Source organism: Acidovorax facilis, from assembly GCF_023913775.1.
GTDB classification, from domain to species: domain Bacteria; phylum Pseudomonadota; class Gammaproteobacteria; order Burkholderiales; family Burkholderiaceae_C; genus Acidovorax; species Acidovorax facilis.
The window spans coordinates 1-21,088 of the sequence record NZ_JAMXAX010000108.1 but is presented as its reverse complement, the minus strand read 5'-3'; the positions used below and the strand labels follow the sequence as shown (position 1 = coordinate 21,088).

22 protein-coding genes are annotated in these 21,088 nt (G+C 65.1%); 17 read left to right on the top strand and 5 right to left on the bottom strand.

Annotated features, from left to right (window positions below):
* Window positions 1–97 precede the first annotated feature (97 nt).
* On the top strand, window positions 98–634 hold the full coding sequence (msrA, locus tag NFX52_RS22720) for a peptide-methionine (S)-S-oxide reductase MsrA (RefSeq protein WP_055401881.1): 537 nt from the start codon (window positions 98–100) through the stop codon (window positions 632–634).
* A 73-nt stretch (window positions 635–707) separates the two neighbouring features.
* Here msrA and NFX52_RS22715 read toward each other — a convergent pair whose 3' ends face one another.
* Window positions 708–1,154, bottom strand: a complete 447-nt coding sequence (locus NFX52_RS22715) for a hypothetical protein (RefSeq protein WP_055401882.1) — start codon at window positions 1,152–1,154, stop codon at window positions 708–710.
* A gap of 384 nt (window positions 1,155–1,538) precedes the next feature.
* Here NFX52_RS22715 and NFX52_RS22710 point away from each other — a divergent pair, with 384 nt between their 5' ends.
* The 8 genes from NFX52_RS22710 to NFX52_RS22675 all read left to right on the top strand — a co-directional run bounded on the left by NFX52_RS22710 (window position 1,539) and on the right by NFX52_RS22675 (window position 9,694).
* The gene (locus NFX52_RS22710; RefSeq protein ID WP_055401883.1) at window positions 1,539–1,964 is read left to right on the top strand and encodes a Fur family transcriptional regulator; all 426 of its coding nucleotides are present in this window, start codon (window positions 1,539–1,541) and stop codon (window positions 1,962–1,964) included.
* Window positions 1,961–2,644: an ABC transporter ATP-binding protein gene (locus NFX52_RS22705; RefSeq protein ID WP_055401885.1), complete on the top strand. Its 684-nt coding sequence runs from the start codon at window positions 1,961–1,963 to the stop codon at window positions 2,642–2,644. Before NFX52_RS22710 ends, NFX52_RS22705 begins: the two co-directional genes overlap by 4 nt.
* Window positions 2,641–3,879: an FtsX-like permease family protein gene (locus NFX52_RS22700; protein WP_055401887.1), complete on the top strand. Its 1,239-nt coding sequence runs from the start codon at window positions 2,641–2,643 to the stop codon at window positions 3,877–3,879. Before NFX52_RS22705 ends, NFX52_RS22700 begins: the two co-directional genes overlap by 4 nt.
* 59 nt (window positions 3,880–3,938) lie before the next feature.
* Window positions 3,939–4,190 carry a hypothetical protein gene (locus NFX52_RS22695; protein WP_055401889.1) on the top strand — a complete coding sequence of 84 codons (252 nt, stop codon included), beginning with the start codon at window positions 3,939–3,941 and terminating at the stop codon, window positions 4,188–4,190.
* A gap of 133 nt (window positions 4,191–4,323) precedes the next feature.
* A complete protein-coding gene (locus NFX52_RS22690; RefSeq protein ID WP_055401915.1) occupies window positions 4,324–4,956 on the top strand; it encodes a DUF3299 domain-containing protein in 633 nt (210 codons plus the stop codon).
* Window positions 4,957–5,002: 46 nt separating this feature from the next.
* A complete protein-coding gene (locus NFX52_RS22685) occupies window positions 5,003–5,485 on the top strand; it encodes a hypothetical protein (protein ID WP_369801410.1) in 483 nt (160 codons plus the stop codon).
* Window positions 5,486–5,761: 276 nt separating this feature from the next.
* Window positions 5,762–7,900: a TonB-dependent receptor domain-containing protein gene (locus tag NFX52_RS22680; RefSeq protein ID WP_207402109.1), complete on the top strand. Its 2,139-nt coding sequence runs from the start codon at window positions 5,762–5,764 to the stop codon at window positions 7,898–7,900.
* A 171-nt stretch (window positions 7,901–8,071) separates the two neighbouring features.
* Window positions 8,072–9,694 (top strand): sensor domain-containing diguanylate cyclase, encoded by a 1,623-nt coding sequence (locus NFX52_RS22675; protein WP_055401893.1) that lies wholly within the window; start codon window positions 8,072–8,074, stop codon window positions 9,692–9,694.
* Window positions 9,695–10,023: 329 nt separating this feature from the next.
* Here the strand turns inward: NFX52_RS22675 and rbp are convergent, their stop codons facing one another.
* Window positions 10,024–10,374 carry an RNA-binding regulator gene (rbp, locus tag NFX52_RS22670; RefSeq protein WP_055401895.1) on the bottom strand — a complete coding sequence of 117 codons (351 nt, stop codon included), beginning with the start codon at window positions 10,372–10,374 and terminating at the stop codon, window positions 10,024–10,026.
* 123 nt (window positions 10,375–10,497) lie between these two features.
* A complete protein-coding gene (locus NFX52_RS22665) occupies window positions 10,498–10,707 on the bottom strand; it encodes a hypothetical protein (protein ID WP_055401919.1) in 210 nt (69 codons plus the stop codon).
* 422 nt (window positions 10,708–11,129) lie between these two features.
* Here NFX52_RS22665 and NFX52_RS22660 point away from each other — a divergent pair, with 422 nt between their 5' ends.
* The 5 genes from NFX52_RS22660 (at window position 11,130) to NFX52_RS22640 (ending at window position 16,381) form a co-directional block, all read left to right on the top strand.
* Complete coding sequence (locus NFX52_RS22660; protein ID WP_055401897.1) at window positions 11,130–11,705, top strand: ATP-binding protein; 576 nt, start codon at window positions 11,130–11,132, stop codon at window positions 11,703–11,705.
* 132 nt (window positions 11,706–11,837) lie between these two features.
* Window positions 11,838–12,563: a response regulator transcription factor gene (locus NFX52_RS22655; RefSeq protein WP_055401899.1), complete on the top strand. Its 726-nt coding sequence runs from the start codon at window positions 11,838–11,840 to the stop codon at window positions 12,561–12,563.
* On the top strand, window positions 12,560–13,951 hold the full coding sequence (locus NFX52_RS22650; RefSeq protein ID WP_055401900.1) for a sensor histidine kinase: 1,392 nt from the start codon (window positions 12,560–12,562) through the stop codon (window positions 13,949–13,951). The genes NFX52_RS22655 and NFX52_RS22650 overlap by 4 nt, the downstream gene beginning before the upstream one ends.
* A 172-nt stretch (window positions 13,952–14,123) precedes the next feature.
* Window positions 14,124–15,230 carry an ABC transporter ATP-binding protein gene (locus NFX52_RS22645; protein WP_055401902.1) on the top strand — a complete coding sequence of 369 codons (1,107 nt, stop codon included), beginning with the start codon at window positions 14,124–14,126 and terminating at the stop codon, window positions 15,228–15,230.
* Between the two features lie 197 nt (window positions 15,231–15,427).
* Window positions 15,428–16,381: an AEC family transporter gene (locus NFX52_RS22640; protein ID WP_055401904.1), complete on the top strand. Its 954-nt coding sequence runs from the start codon at window positions 15,428–15,430 to the stop codon at window positions 16,379–16,381.
* A gap of 9 nt (window positions 16,382–16,390) precedes the next feature.
* Here the strand turns inward: NFX52_RS22640 and NFX52_RS22635 are convergent, their stop codons facing one another.
* Together NFX52_RS22635 and pdxH are read right to left on the bottom strand one after the other, a co-directional pair.
* Window positions 16,391–16,642, bottom strand: coding sequence for a hypothetical protein (locus NFX52_RS22635; protein ID WP_055401906.1), 252 nt, complete (start codon window positions 16,640–16,642; stop codon window positions 16,391–16,393).
* Window positions 16,643–16,658: 16 nt separating this feature from the next.
* A complete protein-coding gene (gene pdxH, locus NFX52_RS22630; RefSeq protein ID WP_202907225.1) occupies window positions 16,659–17,297 on the bottom strand; it encodes a pyridoxamine 5'-phosphate oxidase in 639 nt (212 codons plus the stop codon).
* A 149-nt stretch (window positions 17,298–17,446) separates the two neighbouring features.
* On the opposite strand from pdxH, the gene NFX52_RS22625 reads away from it, so the two are divergent.
* From NFX52_RS22625 to NFX52_RS22615, 3 genes are all read left to right on the top strand, one after another.
* Window positions 17,447–18,019, top strand: coding sequence for a TetR/AcrR family transcriptional regulator (locus NFX52_RS22625; protein ID WP_055401910.1), 573 nt, complete (start codon window positions 17,447–17,449; stop codon window positions 18,017–18,019).
* A gap of 181 nt (window positions 18,020–18,200) precedes the next feature.
* Window positions 18,201–18,662, top strand: coding sequence for a (2Fe-2S)-binding protein (locus tag NFX52_RS22620; RefSeq protein WP_055401911.1), 462 nt, complete (start codon window positions 18,201–18,203; stop codon window positions 18,660–18,662).
* A gap of 22 nt (window positions 18,663–18,684) precedes the next feature.
* Window positions 18,685–20,949: a xanthine dehydrogenase family protein molybdopterin-binding subunit gene (locus tag NFX52_RS22615; protein WP_252635829.1), complete on the top strand. Its 2,265-nt coding sequence runs from the start codon at window positions 18,685–18,687 to the stop codon at window positions 20,947–20,949.
* Window positions 20,950–21,088 lie beyond the last annotated feature (139 nt).

The window sequence follows — 21,088 nt, the reverse complement described above, 5'->3', positions numbered from 1 at the left end:
AAGGAAGGGCTTCGTTAATGACTGACCGGTTAGTAATGTAGCAAGCACGGGATAGGGCGTCAATTCATAATGGTCAAATTTGAACCCAAGGACCACCATGACTTTGCAAACCATCACCCTGGGCGGCGGCTGCTTCTGGTGCACCGAAGCCGTGTTCGAGCGCGTGCGCGGAGTCACCGACGTGGAAAGTGGCTACACCAACGGCCACACGCTGAACCCCAGCTACGAACAAATCTGCCGGGGCGACACCGGCCACGCCGAGGTGGTGCGCCTGACCTTTGATGCCGATGAGATCAGCCTGGAGGAGATCCTGGAAATCTTCTTCCATACCCACGACCCGACCACCCTCAACCGCCAGGGCAACGACGTGGGCACCCAGTACCGCAGCGGCATCTATTACGAAGACCCTGCGCACGGTGACATTGCCAACGACATGATTCGCCAGATGTCGCAAGACAAGCTGTTTGGGGCGCCGATCACCACCGAGGTGAAGCCGCTGGACAACTACAGCACGGCCGAGGCGTATCACCAGGACTACTTTGCGAACAATCCGAACGCGGGGTATTGCGCGTTTGTGGTGGGGCCGAAGGTGGAGAAGTTTCGCAAGACGTTTGCGCGGTATTTGAAGAGTTGATAGACCGCCGAGCAGTCTTCTCGGCAGCAAAACCAACACGGGTCCAAGCCAATGGATAGATTAACTAGTCAATCTATCCATTGGCAGTCGGGTGGAGCAAATAAAGCCCCAGCCCCAGCGCGCATATTATTCCCGCCAAGACGATGGCTCCCATTTTGTGTTGCAGATGATCTACGGCGTCAAACGCTTGCCAATGACCTTGCACAGCCAGTCGATGGCGCTTGAAGACCAGATATACGCAATAGGTATTGGTGGCAATGGCTATCAAGGCAAAACCAAGCTTGGCGTAGAGGATCGGGTTTGTTGTGGCGGTAGCCAGCAGCATTGCACCTGTAGCCAGAACCATGATGAAGGTGGGTATTTCAATGAAAATATCCACGCGCTTGTGAAGTGCCGAAAGAATCAGTTCCTTGTCACGACCTTGACCCAACAACGCGCGTTCAAAAAGGGCTTCGGTAAGAACACAACCGAGCCAAAGACCGACAAACGTGAGATGAAGTGGTAATAGCAGTGCTTGCATTTTGGTTGGACCTTATCCAGACGGTATTCAACTCAATATGTCGAATGAAGTGAACGATTGGGGAAATTAGGAATTATGGTCAGGGCTTGAGCCTGACAATTGATATGCATCACGGGCATGCCATGGAGGCACACCTGAAAGACTCAGCCAAAAGGTCCATCCAACCTGAGGCGCTTCTCTGTGTTGAACGGCTCCATCGCCAACCATGTCGCTGCAGCCGTCAGTCCTCTGCCATTTCATTCAGGGGTTTCAGTTGGGGGAGGGCCAGCACGAAGGCATAATGCAAACTGATTGCGTTACAGACATCACCTGCCGCCGCATCTCGCCATGCCCTCCACCCCATCTTCTTCATCCCCACACCGCCTTTGGTCGCTCCCCCCGGGCATGCGCGCCACCCGCGCCACACGGGCGCTGGCGGTGCTGTACGAGGCGCGGCCTGACGCGGCGCTCTCCGAACCCGAAGTAGAAGCCGCCCTCGCCACCGCTGGCGCTCCCGTCAACAAAGTCACTGTTTACCGCATGCTCGACCGCTTTGCCGCTGCTGGCCTGCTGCACAAGCAGGTGGACGCTGCCCGCGTGACCCGGTATGCACTGGCACCCCAAGGCGAAGAGGGCACAGCCCCCAGATTCGAATGCGACGACTGCCACCGCCAGTTCCGCCTCTCGCAGGGATCGGCCAAGGTGCAGACCGCACTCAAGCAGGTGCTGCAGGCGCTGGCCACTGCCGGGCATGAGAGCCTGGCGGTGGACATCGCGGTCCACGGGCGATGTGCAGACTGCGCCCACCCGGCCGAGGGCGCTGCCGCATGATCCGCACCCGAGGCCTTTCCTACACCTATGCCACGGGCGGCGCCGCGCCGCTGCGCTTCCCCGATGTGGACCTGCGCCAGGGCGGCACCTTGTTGCTGCGCGGGCGCTCGGGCTCGGGCAAGTCCACCTGGCTGGCGCTGATGGCGGGGCTGCGCGGAGCCAGCGGGGGCGACCTGTTTGTGGCGGGCACGCAGCTGGGCACGCAGCGCGGGGCCGAGATTGATGCCTGGCGCGCGCGCAGCATTGGCTTTTTGCCGCAAAAGCTCTACCTCAGCAGCGCGCTCACGGTGGCCGACAACCTGGCGCTGGTCTACTTTGCGGCCGGGCTGCCACGCGACGATGCCGCCATCACGCGTGCGCTGGCGCAGGTCGGCGTGGCCGAGCTGGCCACCCGCAAGCCGCACCAGCTCTCGGGCGGGCAGGCGCAGCGCGTGGCGCTGGCGCGGGCCGTGCTGCTGGCGCCGCAGGTGCTGCTGGCCGATGAGCCCACGGCCAGCCTGGACGATGAGGCCGCCGCCGACGCGCTGGCGCTGCTGCAGCACAGCGCCGCCGCCTGTGAAGCCAGCCTGGTGATTGCCACGCACGACCAGCGCGTGGTGCAAGCCCTGGTCGGTGTGCAAACGCTGGATTTGAATGAAATCGGCGCCCAGCGCTTGATAGATAAGCGCGAGCAGCTATGAATTCAGGAGTCGTCAAACTCGCCCGCCTGTCGTGGCGCTACCTGTGGTCCCGCCCGCTGGCTGCGGTGCTCAACCTGCTCGTGCTCACACTGGGCTTGGCCGCGATCACGCTGGTGCTGCTGGTGGCCACGCAGCTCGACAAGGCGTTTGAGCGCGACCTGGCGGGCATCGACCTGGTGGTGGGCGCCAAGGGCAGCCCGCTGCAGCTCATCCTCGCCGGCGTGTTCCACATCGACGTTCCCACGGGCAACATCCCGCTGCAAGAGGTGCAGACACTGCAGAAGAACCCACTGGTGGCGCAGGTCATCCCCCTCAGTCTGGGCGACAGCTACCAGGGCTACCGCATCGTGGGCACCACGCCCGACTACGTGGCGCACTACGAAGCAACCTTGGCTGAGGGCGCACTGTGGCAGCAACCCATGGATGCGGTGCTGGGCGCCACCGTGGCGCGCGGCATCGTCAAAGCCAGCCATGCGGGCACCCCGCTGGTGGGCGCCACCTTCATCGGCAGCCACGGCCTGGGCGGGGGAGGGCACGCGCACGGCGACCACCCCTACCGCGTGAGCGGCGTGCTGGCGCCCTGCGGCTGCGTGCTCGACCGGCTGATCCTGACCAGCACCGAATCCGTCTGGATGGTGCACGAGACCGCCACGGCCACCGATGCCGAGGACCTGGAAATCTTGAAAGAAGAGCGCGAAGTGACCGTGGCCCTGGTGCGCTACCGCACGCCCATGGCCGCCATCACGCTGCCGCGCCAGATCAACAGCGACACCGCCATGCAGGCGGCAGCGCCCGCCATCGAGGTCACCCGCCTGATGCGCCTGCTGGGTGTGGGGGCCGACGTGCTGCGCGCCTTTGGCGGCGTGCTGCTGGCGGTGGCCGCACTGAGCGTGTTCATCGCGCTGTGGAACGCCGTGCGCGAGCGCCGCGCCGACCTGGCCATGCTGCGCATGCTGGGCGCGCCCCCGGGCCGCGTGGCGGGGCTGGTGCTGTGGGAGGCCCTGTGGCTGGCCGCGATGGCGTCTGTTCTGGGCCTGCTGCTGGGCCACGGCCTGGCCCATGGCCTGGGCTGGGCACTGCAGGCGCAGGGGCTGCTGCCTGTCACCGGCCTCATCTGGCTGCCCGCCGAAGCGGGTGTGCCGCTGATGGCCGCCGGTGTGGCGGCGCTGGCGGCGCTGCTGCCCGCCATGCAGGCGTACCGCACGGACGTGGCCGACCTGTTAAGCCAGCCCTGATGCAGCCATCGAGTTCTGTCCTCTAAAAACCGTCCACCAACCAATCTGAAAGGCCTTTCATGAAAAAGCTCCTCACCGCACTCGCCCTGGCCCCCATGCTGCTCGTCGGCGCCCTGGCGCACGCCCAGGCCCACAACGACAAAGAGACCAAAGAAGACATCGCCCGCCACCGCGCCATGGCCGCCGCCCACGAGGCCGCCGCCAAGTGCCTCGAATCCGGCAAGGGCGAGGACGTCTGCCAGAAGGAACTCCAGACTTCCTGCAAGGGTCTGGCTATTGGCAAATACTGCGGCATGAAGCACGCGCACTGAACCCAGCAAGCGCGCGTGGATCAGGCCTTTGGAGCCTGTTCCGTCTTTCCGTCCATTCCACAGGTTGAATTCCATGGCACACCGCTTTCTCCGCCACCCCCAGCCCCACCCGTTGCAAGCTGCCGCGCACCGCATGCGCACTGCCCGGCACGCCTGCGCGTGGGTGGCGCTGGCCTGGGCCGGGGCCGTGCTGGCACAGTCGCCGACCGCTGCGCCCACGGGCAAACCAGCGCCGGGGGAGTTTGAACGCGCGACCGGCAAAACGCCCGGTGCCGCGCCCACCACCGCACCCGCGCTCTCGTCCCCTTTGCCTGCGGGCGCGGGCACCGCCATGCCATCGGGCGTTGCGTCGGGCAGCGGGGCGGGCTACCACAGCCCCAACAGCCCCATTGCGCCGCTGCCCCAGCGCAATGACGTGGTGCCGTGGTCCGTGCTGACCGACCTGACCAAAAAGACCACCAAGGACGGCATCCTGCCCGTGTTCAACGACGCGCAAAAGGGCATGGACAAGACCACGCAGCGCATCCAGGGCTTCATGGTGCCGCTGGATGCCAAGCCCACGCAGACCCACTTTCTACTTACCTCCGTGCCAATGACCTGCTCGTTCTGCACGCCGGGCGGGCCAGAGAGCATGGTCGAGGTCAAGGCCAAGACGCCCGTGCGCTATTCGCTGGAACCGGTGGTGGTGGAGGGCAAGTTCACCGTGCTCCCCAACGACCAATATGGCCTGTACTACCGCGTGGTGGACGCGGTGCCCGTGAAGTAATTCCTCCGCCTTTTTCCCCGATCCCGCAGCCTTCCTTGTTCCTCTTGTGACCCCGTTGTTTCCAACCCCACTGGCCGCCCTGTGGCGCCGCCTGCGCCAGCAACTGCCCGCGCAGGCCGCCCTGGCGTGGCTGCTGCTGGCGCTGGTGGTGGTGCCCACGCTGGGGCGCCTGCACCAAGTGGAGCATGCGGGGGCGCTGGAGCAGATGCGCGCGGGTCACGCGGTGCAAGCTGCGCAACAAGCCGACGCACACCACAGGCTCGCAGCCGCTTCGCTGGCAGCGGATGAGGACGCGGCCACATCCACTCAGGCAGACCACACCCACGGGCTGCTATCACTGCTCCTGGCCCCCCACGCGGCCGTGGACTGCCTTTTGCTCGACCAGCTCGCGCTGGGCGACGCACTGCACAGCGCCCCCCAGGCGCTGCCCACCCTGGTGCCCGCGCAGGCACCGCCGGTACAACATGCCGGGCGCTCTGCCGCCCCGCACGTTGCGCTGTTCCAGGCGCGTGGTCCGCCCACGGCCTGATCCAAGAGCCTACGCGCCCACCGCATCGCGGGCCGGGCCGCCAACACCTTGCCCGGCCTTGCAGGGCTGCGCTATCGCGCTTCGCCCGTTTACTCCTGATTCCATAGCTGCTCGCGCTTGATAGATAAGCGCTGGCGGCCATTTTTAGTCAAATTTTCATGCCCAGGGCGTGGAAGCCATGTATCTGCGTGCCGGCCCCGCCAGCACCGGTGCCTGCACCACGCCCCTGCGCATGCGTACCCGCACACGCTCAAGCACCCGTTGCCACATCCCACCATGACCTACACCACATCCCAACCTCACCGCCCCGTTGCTATTCTTCGCGCCCGTCCCACCCTCCACCCCGTGGCCCTGGCCGCCATGCTGGCGCTGACGGGCACTGGCGTGGCGCACGCGCAAGCCGCGCCGGTGGCAGCACCTGCCGATAACAGCGCTGCGGCCCCCGCCAGCCTGCCCGCCGTCACCGTCTCGGCCAGCGGCCTGCAACTGGGCGCCAATGAGATGACCACGCCGGTCACCGTGCTGGAAGGCGATGAACTCGTGCGCCGCCGCGAGGCCACCCTGGGCGAAACGCTGAACAGTGAGCCCGGCATCACCAGCAGCCACTTCGGCGCCGGTGCCAGCCGCCCCATCATCCGGGGCATGGACGGCCCGCGCGTCAAGGTGCTGAGCGACGGCGCCGAGCTGCACGACGCCTCCACCATCAGCCCCGACCACGCCGTGGTGTCCGAGCCGCTGCTGGCCACGCAGATCGAAGTGCTGCGCGGCCCCTCGGCCCTGGTCTACGGCAACGGCGCCGTGGGCGGCGTGGTCAATGTGCTCGACGGCAAGATCCCCACCGCCATCCCGCAAAAGGGCTACGAGGGCAGCGCCGAGCTGCGCGCCAACTCCGGGGCGGGTGAAAAAGCAGGTGCCTTCTCGCTGACCGGCGGCGCTGGCAACCTGGCCGTGCATGTGGAAGGCGTGGCGCGCGATGCAGGCGACTACCGCGTCGGCAAGGGCTGGGCGCCCGAGGGCGAACCCACCCGCAAGGTGCTGGGCAGCTTCAACCGCACCGACACCGGCAGCGTCGGCCTGTCGTGGGTGGGCGAGCGCGGCTACCTGGGCGCCGCCTACACGCGCCAGACCGCCAAGTACGGCCTGCCGGGCCACAACCACAGCTTTGAAGGGTGCCACACCCACGGCAACCACCTGCACTGCGGCGCCCACGAAGGGGAGGAAGACGGCCACGACCACGGCGCCGAAGAACATGGCGACGTGCCGGTGGTGGACCTGCGCAGCGAACGCTTCGACATCCGCGGCGAGCTGCGCAACCCCTTCGCCGGCTTCTCGGCCTTGCGCCTTCGCGCGGGCGTGACGGATTACGTGCACGACGAGGTCGAAGACGGCGCCATCAGCACCACCTTCAAGAACAAGGCCTACGACACCCGCATCGAGCTGCAGCACGAGCCCATCGGCGGCTTCAAGGGCTTGATCGGCCTGCAGACCTCGCAGCGCAAGTTCAGTGCCGTGGGCGAAGAGGCCTACGTGGAGCCCACCATCACCCGCAAGCTGGGCTTCTTCGCGCTGGAGGAATACCGCCTGGGCGACTGGCGCTTCGAAGCCGCCCTGCGCCACGACCGCCAGACGGCCGAAGCGCAAACCAGCGGCATCGAACGCAGCCACAACGGCACCTCGGCATCGCTGGGCGCGGTGTGGAAGTTCACGCCCGGCTACCAGGTCGGCACCTCGTTCACCCGCGCCAGCCGCGCCCCTTCGGCCGAAGAGCTGTATGCCAAGGGCCTGCACATGGCCACCAGCACGTATGAGCGCGGCAACGCCGACCTGAAGTCCGAGATCTCGCAGAACATCGACGTGAGCCTTAAGAAGACCAGCGGCGACACCACCTTTGGTGTGAGCATCTTCCGCAACCGCATCAACAACTACATCTACGGCCGGACGCTCGATGAAGTCGATGGCCTGCAACTGCTGCAATACAGCCAGGCCGACGCCACCTTCACCGGCATCGAAGGCCAGGTGCGCCAGCGCCTGAACCGCAACCTGGGCATCACGCTGTTCGGCGACACCGTGCGCGCCACGCTCGACGCAGGCGGCGGCCGACTTCCCCGCATCCCCGCCACCCGCGCGGGCATCCGCCTGGACGCCAACTGGCAAGCTTGGGAAGGCCGGGTCGAATGGGTCCAGGTGGCCCGCCAGAACCGCGTCGCAGAGTTTGAAACCGCCACGCCCGGCTACGGCATGCTGAACCTGGGCGTCAGCTACAACGGCCAGTTCAGCACCGGCACGCCGTGGCAGGTGTACCTGAAGGCCAACAACCTGACGGACCGCCTGGCGTATGCGCACACCTCGTTCATCAAGAATGCGGCGCCGTTGATGGGGCGGAGTCTGACGGTGGGGATGAAAGTGGCGTTCTGACGGGTGATGCCGTCATGATGTGAGCGAGCCAGCGGCGGGGGAGGGCGTTGCTGGCTTGCGCTGTTTGGCTGCACCAAACCACCGAATTCAGGGTGGCTCAAATGCCCGGGACCCGTGCCATACTTGATCTCACGTGGTTGATTTCGCTCCCTTTTTTTGCAACAGCCCTGCATGCCCCCCACTCCCACGCCATCCGCAAAACTGCTGCAACTGTTACCCGAGGCGGTGGTGCAAACCGATGCGCTGTGGGAGATCACCTATCTGAACCCGGCGTGGCACAAGCTCACCGGCCATTCGGTGGCGGCGGCGCTCGGCAGGTCTTTGCTTGAATTCGTGCATCCCGACGACATCGGCACCATGCGCTCGGGCATGCCGGTGTTCCGCTTGCGCTTTGCCGACGCGGACTATCGCTGGGTGCGTCTGCAGCTCCACCCGGAGACGGATGCGGCGGACCGGGTGATCAGCCGCCAGGGTGTCCTGATCGAGATCACCGAGGTCACCGAACAGGTGCTGGTGGAAATTCGCCAGCGCTTTCTGCGCTTGCTGGAAACCATTGACGGCGTGGTTTGGGAAGCTGAAATCGGCGTGGGCAATACCTTCCTGAGCCCGCAGGTCGAGCGCTTGTTCGGCTACTCCGTCGAGGAGTGGCGGGCCGACCCGGGCTTCTGGCGGGCGCATGTACACCCCGACGATCTGGAGGAGGCCCTGCGCATCGACGATGCCGCATACAACGCCACGCACAGCCATGCCTACGAGATGAGCTATCGGCTGATTGCCAAGTCCGGCAAGGTCGTGTGGGTGCGTGATCTGTGCCGTGCAGTGGTCGAGCCGGGGCGGCCGAACCGCATGATCGGCCTGATGATCGACGTGACCCAGCAGAAGAACACTGAACTCGATTTATTGCGCTCCGAAAACCGCTATTCGCTGGCGACGCGCGGATCCAATGACGGTATCTGGTACTGGGACTTGCGAACGGACGCGCTGCATGTGTCCGGGCGTTTTCTCCAGATCGTCGGGCTGGGTAGCGCCGATCTTGTGCATGACGGAGGCTGGCGCTTTTTGGAGCAGCTCATCGATACCGAGGATCGCGAGCGCGTGCAGGAGGCCTACCGCAGACACCTATCGGGAAACAGCCCGAACTTTTCGGTGGACTTCCGAGCCTTCCACGGAGCAGGGCGGCTGGTGTGGGTCAATTGGCGCGGGCTCGCCGAGTTCGAAGAGGGTGTTCCCGTGCGCATGGCGGGGTCGTTGAGCGATCTGGCCGAGCGAGGCAGTTCCTACGATGCGCTGACCAACTTGCCCGGCCGGCCGTTGTTCCGCGATCGCCTCGCGCAACTCATCGCGCTGCACCAGAACGAGGTGGTGAACGGTGGTGGCGTGCCCACACGCGACGGAGCCACGATGTTCGCCGTGCTGCTGCTGGATCTCAACGGGTTCAAGGCCGTCAATGACTGCTACGGGCACCATGTGGGTGACCAGCTATTGCAACAGGTGGCGCGGCGGCTCGAATCCTGCGTGCGGGCGGTGGATCTGGTCGCCCGCATGGGTGGCGACGAGTTCAATGTGCTGCTGGAGTCCATTGATCCCACTGAAGCCAGCCAACGCGCGGAGCAGATTGCTGCAGCCCTGGAAGTACCTTACGTGATTGGCGGGCACACCGTAATCAGTGGTGCGAGTATCGGATTGGTCAGCGGTGCATCCAGGCTGGCGACGGTCGACGACTACCTGCGCGCTGCAGACACCGCCATGTACCGGGCCAAAAGTCAGTCATTGGGCGTGTGCGTGTTTCAGTAAGGCGTGCCAGGGGCAATTGCCTGCGAGGCTGTCGAATGGCTTGCCTTCCTCGTCCCCTTCTGGTTTTCGGTGGTTTCGCTGGGGTGCTTCCAGTGCGCTTTTGCCTGGGACCAGGGGGTGATTGCTGCCTGATGCCTGATGCCTGCTGCCTGATGCCTGATGCCTCCATTGGATGCTGGCAATCGAACATGTTTTCGGACTTGTGCGCTTAGCCATCAAGCGCAAACAGCTACTGTATTGATAGCAACTGAAACCCTGCGCATCCTATGGATGCGAGGCGAAAAAAAACCGGCTCCTCAGAGCCGGTTTTTCACAGAGGGTTGCCTGGATCAGTAACGACCGCCGCCGAAGCCACCCGTGCCGTAGCCAACGTCCGAGCGTGTGCTCGCGCTGTAGCCGCCGGCCTTGTAGCCACCGGCGCCGCCACCCTCTTCACGGGGGCGGGCCAGGTTCACGACGATCGAGCGGCCGTCAACGGACATGCCGTGCAGGGCGCTGATGGCGGCCTGGGCGACTTCGGCGGAGGCCATTTCCACAAAGCCGAAGCCTTTGGAGCGACCGGTTTCGCGGTCCATCATGACCTTGGCGGAGGAGACCCGGCCGAATTCGGAAAAGTTGCTTTCCAGGGTGGAATCGGTCACGGAGTAGGGCAGGTTGCCCACGTAGATTTTGCTGCTCATGGTTGAGCCTTTCTGAAATGTGGTGCGCAACGAAGGGCGTACCGTTGGGATGCAGCTGTGCGGATCGAGTGTCCGCAGCAACTGGGATGGGTGGATGGGATCTGCAGGTCGCAGATCAGGTCATCAGCACGTTGGGGGGTGCGGCATGCACGTTTGCAGCCAGCCCTGGGTGACTGCAAAGAGCCGGGCGGCTTCACGCGAGGCAAAGGCTTTGTCAAAACGGAACACGCGGCAGTAGCTGCCGTTGCCCTGAGAACGATGGACCGAGAAGGAGGCGCGGAAGCGGCCGCAGTCGGTCGGGTGTGTCGTGGGCGAAACGACGTACTTGCCCATGGAAATGGCGGTCTGTGAAATCTGGATCAATCAGGATCGCAGGCGTGGAAATCGACCTGCGTGAGCATCAAGGGACGCAGTGGGCTGCAGCTCTACAGACCCAATGGGCAACCACAAAGGTCGCAAAAGGCGGCCTGCCTGGGGCGGATTGCCACCCTGAACAGGCGTTGCGGTGACTGCGCGCGTCAAGAGCCGTGACTGCAACAGTTAAATTATATCTCAAATGGAATTTGGTTTTGTTTCAATATTCTAAAAAGTTTTAAAAGTGCTGCCTTGCCTGGCGGCGCTGATCACCCGGCCCGTGAGGCATCCCCGGGCGCCTCCAGCGGCTACCATCTATGTAGCAAATGGCAACAATGCCCCCACAGGCTGGGACTGGCAAAACCCGGTGCAGCGTCTTCTATCAATCTTTCGATGGCGGCATGGGTTCCGGTCCCGATCTCTCTGCTGTCGATGCGGGCGGGCTTTTTTCCTACCGGAGCAGCGTGCAGATGAAGGTTTTTCAGAAACATGCCGTCAGCCAGGGCGGGATCAGCCCCGGCGATGCAACCCACCTTGTGCTGGTGGGCGGGCTCCCCGGGGCGGGCAAGACCCATGCGGCCGGGCGCCTGCAGGCATTGGGATGGACGCTTTACGACGACTTTCAGAACCAGGCGGTGGATGATTCGGGCCACTTCAAGGATTCCAGGCTCTACGCAGACCTGGTGTTGAATCTGCGTGCCGGTTGTCGCTGCGTGGTCAGTGACCTTCGCATGGTCCACAAAAATTACCGCAAGGGAGCGGCTGAAGCGCTGCTGCGAGATGCCGTACAGGTCGCCTCGGAGCTTCATCTGTTTGAAAACGATCCAGCGCAGTGTGCCCAGAATGTGCGCAGCGCCGGGGATGCGCTGCGCGAAACCCTGCGTCTGAAGGAGATCAAGCATTGGACCCGCTATTTTTCGGCGCCGCCCGAGGCCGTGTTGCACCCGGTATGGCGGCCGCCGCATCTGGCTTTGTGACTTGCCCGGGCGAACTGCATGCTGGTAAGGCGGGCGCGCCACGTCCGTCATGGAAGAGGCTTTCGTCTTGCTTTCAAGGTCCGTGGGTACAACCACAGTGGCTGGGCCCTGCGCAGGCGGCATGATCGCGGTATGAAGTTGCTGTTGGTCGAAGACGATTTTGATCTGGCCGGTGCCCTGAGCCGCAGCCTGGTGGCGCGCGGTTTTGAGGTGCTGTGCTGCGCCGACGGCAAAGAGGCCCTGGCGGCGGCGCGGCGCACGGCCTTTGATGTGATCACGCTGGACCTGTCTTTGCCGGGTCTGGACGGGCTTGAGGTGCTGCGGCGCCTGCGCGATGGCGGCAGCACCACGCCCGTGCTGGCGCTCACGGCCCGTGCGGCCGTCACCGACCGCGTGGCAGGGCTGGAGGCGGGGGCGGACGACTACCTGGCCAAGCCGTTTGACCTGGACGAGCTGGTGGCGCGCCTGCGGGCCCTGACACGCCGGGTGGGGCGCGACGGGCAGTTGCGCTGTGGTGCGCTCCACCGCGACCCGGCCAGTGGGGCGTTCTACAACGAGGCACTGCCGCTGGAACTGTCGCAGCGTGAGGCGGAGCTGCTGCGCCTCTTGATGTCGCGCATCGACCGCGTCGTGAGCAAGGAAGAGCTGCGCACCCAGGTGTTTGCCAACACCGATGAGCAGGTGCAGGCCGATGCGGTGGAGGTGGTGGTGCACCGTCTGCGCAAGAAGCTGGTGGGCACCAATGCCGAGATCGTGACCCTGCGTGGCGTGGGCTACCTGCTGTGCGATGCCGACAGCATGGCCGCCCAAAAAGGCGACAAGGTCGACAAGGCCGAGAAGGGCGGGGCGCTCCGGTGAACACGCCTTGGTGGCAGCGCTGGCCCTGGCGCCCGCGCGGAGGATCGCTACAGCGGCTGCTTCTGGTGGGCCTGCTCGTGCCGCTGTGGGCGCTGGTGGCCCTGGTTGCCACGGTGCAGGTGGTGCAGCAGGTACGGCACAACGCAGCCGCGCAAGATGCCGTGCTGCACAGGGCGCTGACAACCTGGCCAACGGTGTTGCAGCCGCAGGCCGGTGCATCCGCCATGGAGCAAGCCCCTGCGGTCTGGTTCCGCGAAAGCAGCCTGGACGGCGAGCGCCTGGCGGGCAGCGCCGACCTGCCGCGTGTACCGCCCTCCGAGGCCGTGCAAGGGCAGGGCAGCGTGCACTTTTACCTGGCGCAGGTGGGCGACCAACTGGTGCGCGTGGCCGCCACGCTGCACCAGCCGGCGGTGGCTGGGGGCGGGCAGGGCGCCGCCCCGCCGGTGGTGCGCCAGGTGGCGCGGCCGTTCAGCGAACGCCTGCCTAGCGTTGCCCGCCTGATGGATGAGGGCGCGGGTTTGCGCCCAGTGGTTCTGCTGGCCCTGGCCATGACGGCGGTGGCGATGGTGCTGGCGCGCGTCGCGTCGGGCTGGCTGCTGCACGCGGATGTGTCGCTCACTCCGCCAACCCAGCCAGGTGCAGGCGGCACCCGCCAGGGCTACGAAGGCCCGTCAGAGCTGGCGCCTGCCGTGCAGCATTTTGGCGAGCTGCAGCAAAGCCAGAGCCGATGGATCGAGGAGCAGCGGCGTTTTCTGGCCGACGCTACGCACCAGCTGCGCACCCCCATGGCGGTGCTGCGCACGCAGCTGCAGTCGGCCATTGCGGGCGATGTGCTGGTGGCTGATGCGCTGCAGCAGATGCTGCACACGGTAGACCGCGCCTCGGGCCTGGCCAACCAGCTGCTGAGCCTGAGCAAGGTGGAGCAGCTTCAGCGCATGGGCGAGCTGCCCAGCGTGGATTTGAACGCCATGGCCCGCGAGGCCGTGATGGAGCTGGCGCCACTGATCGCCGCCAAGCGGCTGGACTTTGCGCTGGAAGGCCCCGAGGATCTTTTGGCCCCAGGCGACGCGGCGCTGCTGGGCGAGCTCATGCGCAACCTGCTGGCCAACGCCATCCACCACACGCCCGTGCATGGGCGGCTGGGGGTGCTGCTGCGCAACAGCACCGGGCGGCGCGAGCTGCTGGTGTGGGACGAAGGCCCTGGCATTGACGATGCCGTGCGGCAGCGGTTGTTCCAGCCGTTTTCCGCAGGCAAGGGCGGCGTGGGCCTGGGCCTGTCGATCTGCCGGCAGATTGCACAGGCCATGGGGGCCGAAGTCACGCTGTTCAACCGCATCGACCAGGGCGAAGTCATTGGCGTGGATGCAGTGGTGGCCTGGGATGAATGATGGGAGGCCCCCCTGTGTCGCCTACGGCGCCTTCCCCCCCCCGGGGGACGCAGCCCTCGCTGCGGGGCGGCCCTTGCTCGGCTGCTCTGGCGCAGGGCGCGCCGGTCTCATGGTTCAGGGGCCTGGCAGTGCTACGGGCGACTGAGATGGCAATAACCAGAACCTACGGACCATGACGAATCCCGCAGCCCCCCACGGCATAGAGTTCCACAGCGTTTGCAAGCGCTACGGCCCGTCTGCCGACGATCCGCTGGTGGTGGACCACATCAGCTTTGTGGTGCCCCGTGGCACGCTCACCACCATCCTGGGGCCATCGGGCTGCGGCAAGACGACCACGCTGCGGATGATTGCCGGGCTCGAATCGCCCACGGCGGGCCGCATCTTCATCGACGGGCAGGACGTGACCACCCTCGGCCCGGCGCAGCGCAATGTGAGCCTGGTGTTCCAGAGCTATGCGCTGTTCCCGCACCTGAACGTGATCGACAACGTGTGCTACGGCCTGCGCGCACCCCAGCTGGGCAAGCAGCTCAGCCACCAGCAGGTGCGCGACAAGGCCCGCGCCCTGCTCGACACGGTGGGCCTGCACGGCCTGGACCTGCGCAGCCCCCATGAACTCTCGGGCGGGCAGCAGCAGCGGGTGGCGCTGGCGCGGGCACTGGCGCTGGAGCCTGCGGTGCTGCTGTTTGACGAGCCGCTGTCCAACCTGGACGCGCGCCTGCGCCGCGCCATGCGCGAGGAGATCCGAGCGCTGCAGCAGCGCCTGAAACTGACGGTGGCCTACGTCACCCACGACCAGAGCGAGGCCCTGGCGGTCAGTGACCAGATTGTGGTGATGAACAAGGGCACCATCGCCCAGTGCGGCGCGCCCAGCACGCTGTATGAGCAGCCCGCGTCCGAGTTTGTGGCGGGCTTCATGGGCGAGGCAATGCTGTTCGAGGGGCACATCCATGCGCTCAATACGGCGGATGGGGAAAGCCCGGCGGCTGGCAGCCATGCCCGGCTCGGCCCTTTGCGCGTGCCATCGCCAGCATCCCTCGCCCCCGGCCCGGTCAAGATCGCCGTGCGGCCCGAAGCCTGGGTCATCGGCCCCGCCACCTCCGGCGGGCTGGCCGCCCGGCTGACCAAACGCACCTACCTGGGCAGCGTCATGGAATACACCTTTGCGAGCGCGCTGGGCGAGATCTTTGTGGTTTCGCCCCAGGTGGAGCTGCCTCTGGATGTGGGCGCACCGGTGAGCCTGACGCTGGCAGACCACGGGGTGTCGGTGGTGGCGGGGTGAGATGCCCTATGGCACGGACAATCCACCACGCACCGGCACACCGACTGTCGGGTATGAAATATTCAAGCAAAATGGGACCTGGCGCTTGATGGATAAGCGCAAGCAGCTACAAAAACAATAGTGACCAGCGGATGCCGGCGTAGTGACCCGGGCCACAATACGGGCCTCCACCACCGCACGGCCACCGGTTTTTCACCTTGAACTCTCCCGTTTTCACCTCGCTGATCCCCGTCATCCTGTTCATCGCCATCGGCTTTTACGTGGGGCGGCGCGGCTGGATTCGGGCCGCAGCGGTGAAGGACCTGGCCAACCTCGTGTTCATGGTGCTCACGCCCGCACTGCTGTTTCGCACCATGAGCACGGTGCACATCGAAGACCTCAACTTCGGCCCCGTGGGTATCTACTTTGTGGCGTTTGGCGTGGTGTACACGGCCACGCTGGCGGTGCTGGGCTTTACCAGCCTGGGCGCGGCGCGGGCGCTGGCCAACACCTTCAGCAACACACTGATGATCGGCGTGCCGCTGGTGGGCCTGGTGTTTGGCGATGCGGGGCTGGTCACGCTGTTCACGCTGATCTCGGTGCACTCGCTCATCCTGCTGACCGCCGCCACCGTGGTGTTTGAACTGGCCGCCGCGCGCGAGCATGCAGGCCGGGAAGGCGCCGCACAGCAGCCCATGTGGCGCACCGTGCTGCAGGCCGTGCGCAACGGCATCGTGCACCCAGTGCCGCTACCCATCATCGCGGGCCTTCTGTTTGCGCAGACCGGGCTGGTGGTGCCGCAGGTGGTTGACAAACCCCTGCTGCTGCTGGGCCAGGCGCTGGGGCCGATTGCGCTGCTGCTGGTGGGGGTGACGCTGGCGTTTACCAAGGTCGGCCACCACTTCAAGGCCGCCCTGCGCATTGCACTGGTCAAGTGTGTCGTGCACCCCATCGTGCTGGCCACCCTGGGCTGGGCACTGGGCCTGTCGGGCATGCCGCTGGCGGTGATGATCGTGGCGGCGTCGCTGCCTGTGGGCGCCAACGTGTTTTTGTTTGCTCAGCGTTATGCGGTGGCCGAGGACGAGGTGACGGCCAGCGTGGCGGTGTCTACGGCGCTGGCGTTGGTAACCATGCCGGTGGTGATTGTGGCGGTGACGCGGTGGGTGGTGTAGCGGCAATGCTCAAGGCCGGTGCGCGAACCGGCTCACCAGCAGCCCCACGACCAGGGCCGCAACCAATGCAATTGCGCTGCTGACAACCAAGGCGATGGGCCAGAAAGGGTCCAAATAGCCCAGATACATCCAATTGCCGCACTGAAAGAGCAAGGGAGGTACCAGGCTTGTCAAGCCCAGTGCAACAGGCTTTGTGAGGTACACGAAGGCTGGCACCCCGACCAGCAAAACCAATAGCAAAAGCAAAAAGAAACTGGTCATCGTGATCTCCCAGGGTTCAGGGCGCTAAGCGTTCGCGAACCCATTCACCGTCATCCATCCGATACCGCAACCGGTCATGCAAACGGCTTTTGCGCCCTTGCCAAAACTCCCATTGATCAGGCTTGAGGCGATACCCTCCCCAGTGCGGCGGGCGGGGTGGTTTCAGCATGAACTGCGCACCGTATTTGGCGGCGTTGGCCACCAGCACGCCCCGGCAAGAAATCACCTGGCTTTGCGGGCTGGCCCAGGCGCCGATGCGGGAATCCAGCGGGCGGCTGTTGAAGTATTCGTCGCTCTCTGCATCGCTGACCTTTTCCACCACGCCCTCGATGCGCACCACACGTTCCAGCTCTACCCAGTGGAACTGCAGGGCTGCGTAGGGGTTACCAGCAATCTGGCGGCCCTTGCGGCTGTCGTAATTGGTGAACCAGACGATGCCGCGCTCGTCATAGCCCTTGATCAGCACGATGCGGGTGCTGGGGCGCAGGTCGCTGCCCACAGAGGCCAGGGTCATGGCGTTGGGCTCGGGCACTTCGGCACTGATGGCTTCTTTGAGCCACTGGTCAAACTGCTGCAGGGGGGCGGCGTGCGAGGCGTCTTCGTTGAGTTCGGCGCGCTCGTAGCTCTTGCGAAGGTCGGCGATGGAGGTGGTCATGGGCCAATTGTGCATGCGAGGGCAGGGCGGTTGCCAGCCACGGCGGGCACGCTGTGAAGAGGGCGACGGCCGGGCGGGATCTGGGTAACGTGGGGTCTTCGGTGGCCCCGGTTGTCGTCGAATAACTATTCGCTTATATTGCCGCATCGATGAAACCCAAAGACGACGAAAAACAGCGCGCCATTGCCCAGGCCACCTTCGAGTTGGTGGCCAAGACGGGCCTGAGCGGCCTGACCCTGGCCGATATCGCCCGCGCGGCGGGCATTGCCACCAGTACGCTGTATGTGTACTACCCGTCCAAGGATGAACTCATCAGCCAGCTTTACCAGGATGCCAAGACGGTCACGGCCGCGCGCATCATGGAGGGCGTCGTGCCCGGCATGCCCTACCGCGCCCGCGTGCGGCGCGCCTGGGGCAACCTGCTGCGCCACCGGCTGGACCAGTATGCCGAGGTGGTGTTCCAGGAGCAGTACTACAACTCACCCTGGTTCACCGAGGGCAACCGCGAATTCTCGACCCGTCTGATGGCCGGTTTTTTTGCGTTGATGGAAGAAGGCCAGCAGCAAGAGATCCTGAAGGCAGTGCCCATCCCGCTGCTCACGGCCAGTCTGGTGGGGTCGGTGCGAGAGACGGGCAACCTGATCCGCACCAAGGTGCTGCCCGATGAGGAGGCCGTGCACCAGATGGCTTTTGGGCTGTGCTGGGACGCCCTGAAGGCCTGAGCAGGAGATTGCGATGAATTTGTCTACCTGAGGTTGATCTTTTAATCGAATTTATATTCTCTTAAAAACGCCACTCACCACGCTCCAACCGTTTCATGGCCGATGGCGTCGCTGACACCATCCCGCTCTGTTCAATCGCCTCCCACCAAACAACAACACCTTCCCCACGGAGAACCCCACGATGCCTACCCTCAACATCAATGGCAAAGACACGGCTGTGGATGCCGATGAATCCACCCCCATCCTTTGGGCCCTGCGCGACACGCTGGGCATGACCGGCACCAAGTTTGGCTGCGGCCAGGCTTTGTGCGGGGCCTGCACGGTGCATCTGAACGGTGCGCCCATTCGTTCGTGCATCACGCCCATTTCGGCGGCGGCAGGCCAGAAGATCACCACCATCGAGGCGGTGACCACCAATGACAAGGTGGGCAAGGCCGTGCACGCCGCCTGGGTCAAGCACGACGTGGCCCAGTGTGGCTACTGCCAAAGCGGCCAGATCATGAGCGCCACCGCACTGCTGCAGGGCAAGAAAAAACCCACCGACGCCGACATTGACGCTGCCATGGCGGGCAATGTGTGCCGCTGCGGCACCTACGTGCGCATCCGCGCGGCCATCCATGACGCTGCCAAGACTCTGGCCTAAGAACACCGAGCAGGAGAACACTATGCATTTCGACGCTCAAACCGCCCGCGCCCACATGCCAAAAGGCCTGGTAGCGCTTATGAATCAGGCGCAAGCCGCTATCAATACAGAATCAGACGCAGCCTCCCACGAAGGCGTGGCGCGCCGCACGTTCCTCAAGGTGTCTGCGGCATCCGGTTTTGCGCTGGGTGCGTTTCCGCTGGTGGCCAGCGCGCAGGGCGCCGGGGCAGCGGCCGCAGGCCTCAAGCCGTTCGAGCAGCCTTCAGCCTTCGTCCGCATCGACGCCGATGGCACGGTCACCGTCACCATCAACCGCCTAGACTTTGGCCGGGGCGTGCAGACCGGCCTGCCCATGATCCTGGCCGAAGAGCTGGATGCCGACTGGAGCAAGGTGCGCAGCGTGCACGGCGATGCCAACCAGGCCTATGCCGACCCGATGATGGGCATGCACCTTACAGGCGGCTCCAACTCCATCAAAAACTCCTACACCCAGTACCGCGAACTGGGCGCGCGCACCCGGGCCATGTTGGTCTCGGCCGCTGCCGCGCAGTGGGGCGTGGATGCCTCGGCGCTGCGCACCAGTAACGGCTTCGTCGTCGGCCCCGGGGGCAAGAAGCTGGGCTACGGCGCACTGGCCGAAGCGGCCATGAAGCAGCCCGTGCCTGAAAAGGTCACCTTGAAGGACCCCAAGCAGTTCCGTCTTATCGGCAAGCCCACGGGCCGGCTCGACGCCAAGGCCAAGTCGAGCGGCCAGCAGGACTACGGCATTGACGTGCGCCTGCCCGGCATGCTCACGGCCGTGGTGGCGCGCCCACCCGTGTTCGGCGCCAAGCTGAAGTCGCTGGACGACAGTGCCACCAAAGCCATCAAGGGCGTGAAGGCCGTGCTGCGCATGCCCACCGACCGGGGCGGCGAGGGCGTGGCCATCGTGGCCGATGGTTACTGGCCCGCCAAGCAGGGCCGTGATGCGCTGAAGGTGGAATGGGACACCAGCGCGGTGGGCAAGCCCGACACCACGGCACTGCTGGCCCAGTACCGCGAGCTGGCCACCAAGCCTGGCAACGTGGCCATGCAGGCCGACATGGCGCCGCTGGCTGGCGCTGCGCACAAGATCAGCGCCGAGTTCGTCTTCCCCTACCTGGCGCACGCCCCCATGGAGCCGCTCAACTGCACGGTGAAGCTCGATGGTGACAAGGCCGAACTCTGGATGGGCACCCAGATGCCCGGCCTGGACGCCATGGCCGCCGCCAAGACGCTGGGCCTGCAGCCGCAAAACGTGAAGGTGAACACCCAGATGGCCGGTGGCGGCTTTGGACGCCGTGCCATCCCCACCAGCGACTACGTGGTGGAGGCCTGCGGCGTGGCCAAGGCGGCGCGCACGGCGGGCATCACCGCGCCGGTGCGCACGCTGTGGAGCCGCGAGGACGACATCAAGGGCGGCTACTACCGCCCCATGCACGTGCACCGCGCCGAGATCGGGTTCGACGCACAGGGGAAGATCCTGGCGTGGGACCACACCATCGTCGGCCAATCCATCACCAAGGGCTCGCCGTTCGAGGCGTTCATGGTCAAGAACGGCATCGACGCCACGGCCGTGGAGGGCATGAAGGAACCGTACAACGTGCCCATGAAACTGTCGGTGCACCACCCGGATGTGAATGTGCCGGTGTTGTGGTGGCGCAGTGTGGGCTCCACCCACACGGCCTACGCCATGGAAACCCTCATCGACGAAGTGGCGCGCACCACCAAGCAAGACCCCGTGGCCTACCGCATGGCCCTGATGGGCGACAAACACCCGCGTCACAAGGCCGCGCTGCAGCTGGCCGTGGCCCAGTCGGGCTATGGCAAGAAGAAGCTGGCTGCTGGCCGCGCCTGGGGCGTGGCGGTGCACGAGTCGTTCGAGTCGGTGGTGGCCTATGTGGTCGAGGCGTCCGTCAAAGACGGCACGCCCAAGCTGCACAGCATCACGGCCGGTGTGCATTGCAATCTGGTGGTCAACCCCAAAAGCGTGGAAGCCCAGGTGCAGGGCGCGGCGCTGATGGGCCTGTCGATGTGCCTGCCCGGCGGCGCCATCACGCTGAAGGACGGCGTGGTGGAGCAGAGCAATTTTGGCGACTTTGCCGTGCCGCGCATCACCGACATGCCCCAGGTGACGGTGCATATTGTGCCGAGCGCTGATCCACCGAAGGGCATGGGCGAGCCTGGGTTGCCGCCGCTGGCGCCAGCGTTTGCGAATGCGGTGGCGAGGTTGACGGGCAAGAGTAAGCGGCCAGCCATGGCATCTTGAAACAATGGCGTACTCGTAGGAGCCTCGTGTCCACCTCAACTCTAGGTGGACACGTGAACACTACTCCTGAACAAAGCGGCGAAGGTCGTCGGCGCCGACGCTTGCACAGTGACGAATTCAAAGCGAACGCAGTGGCGTC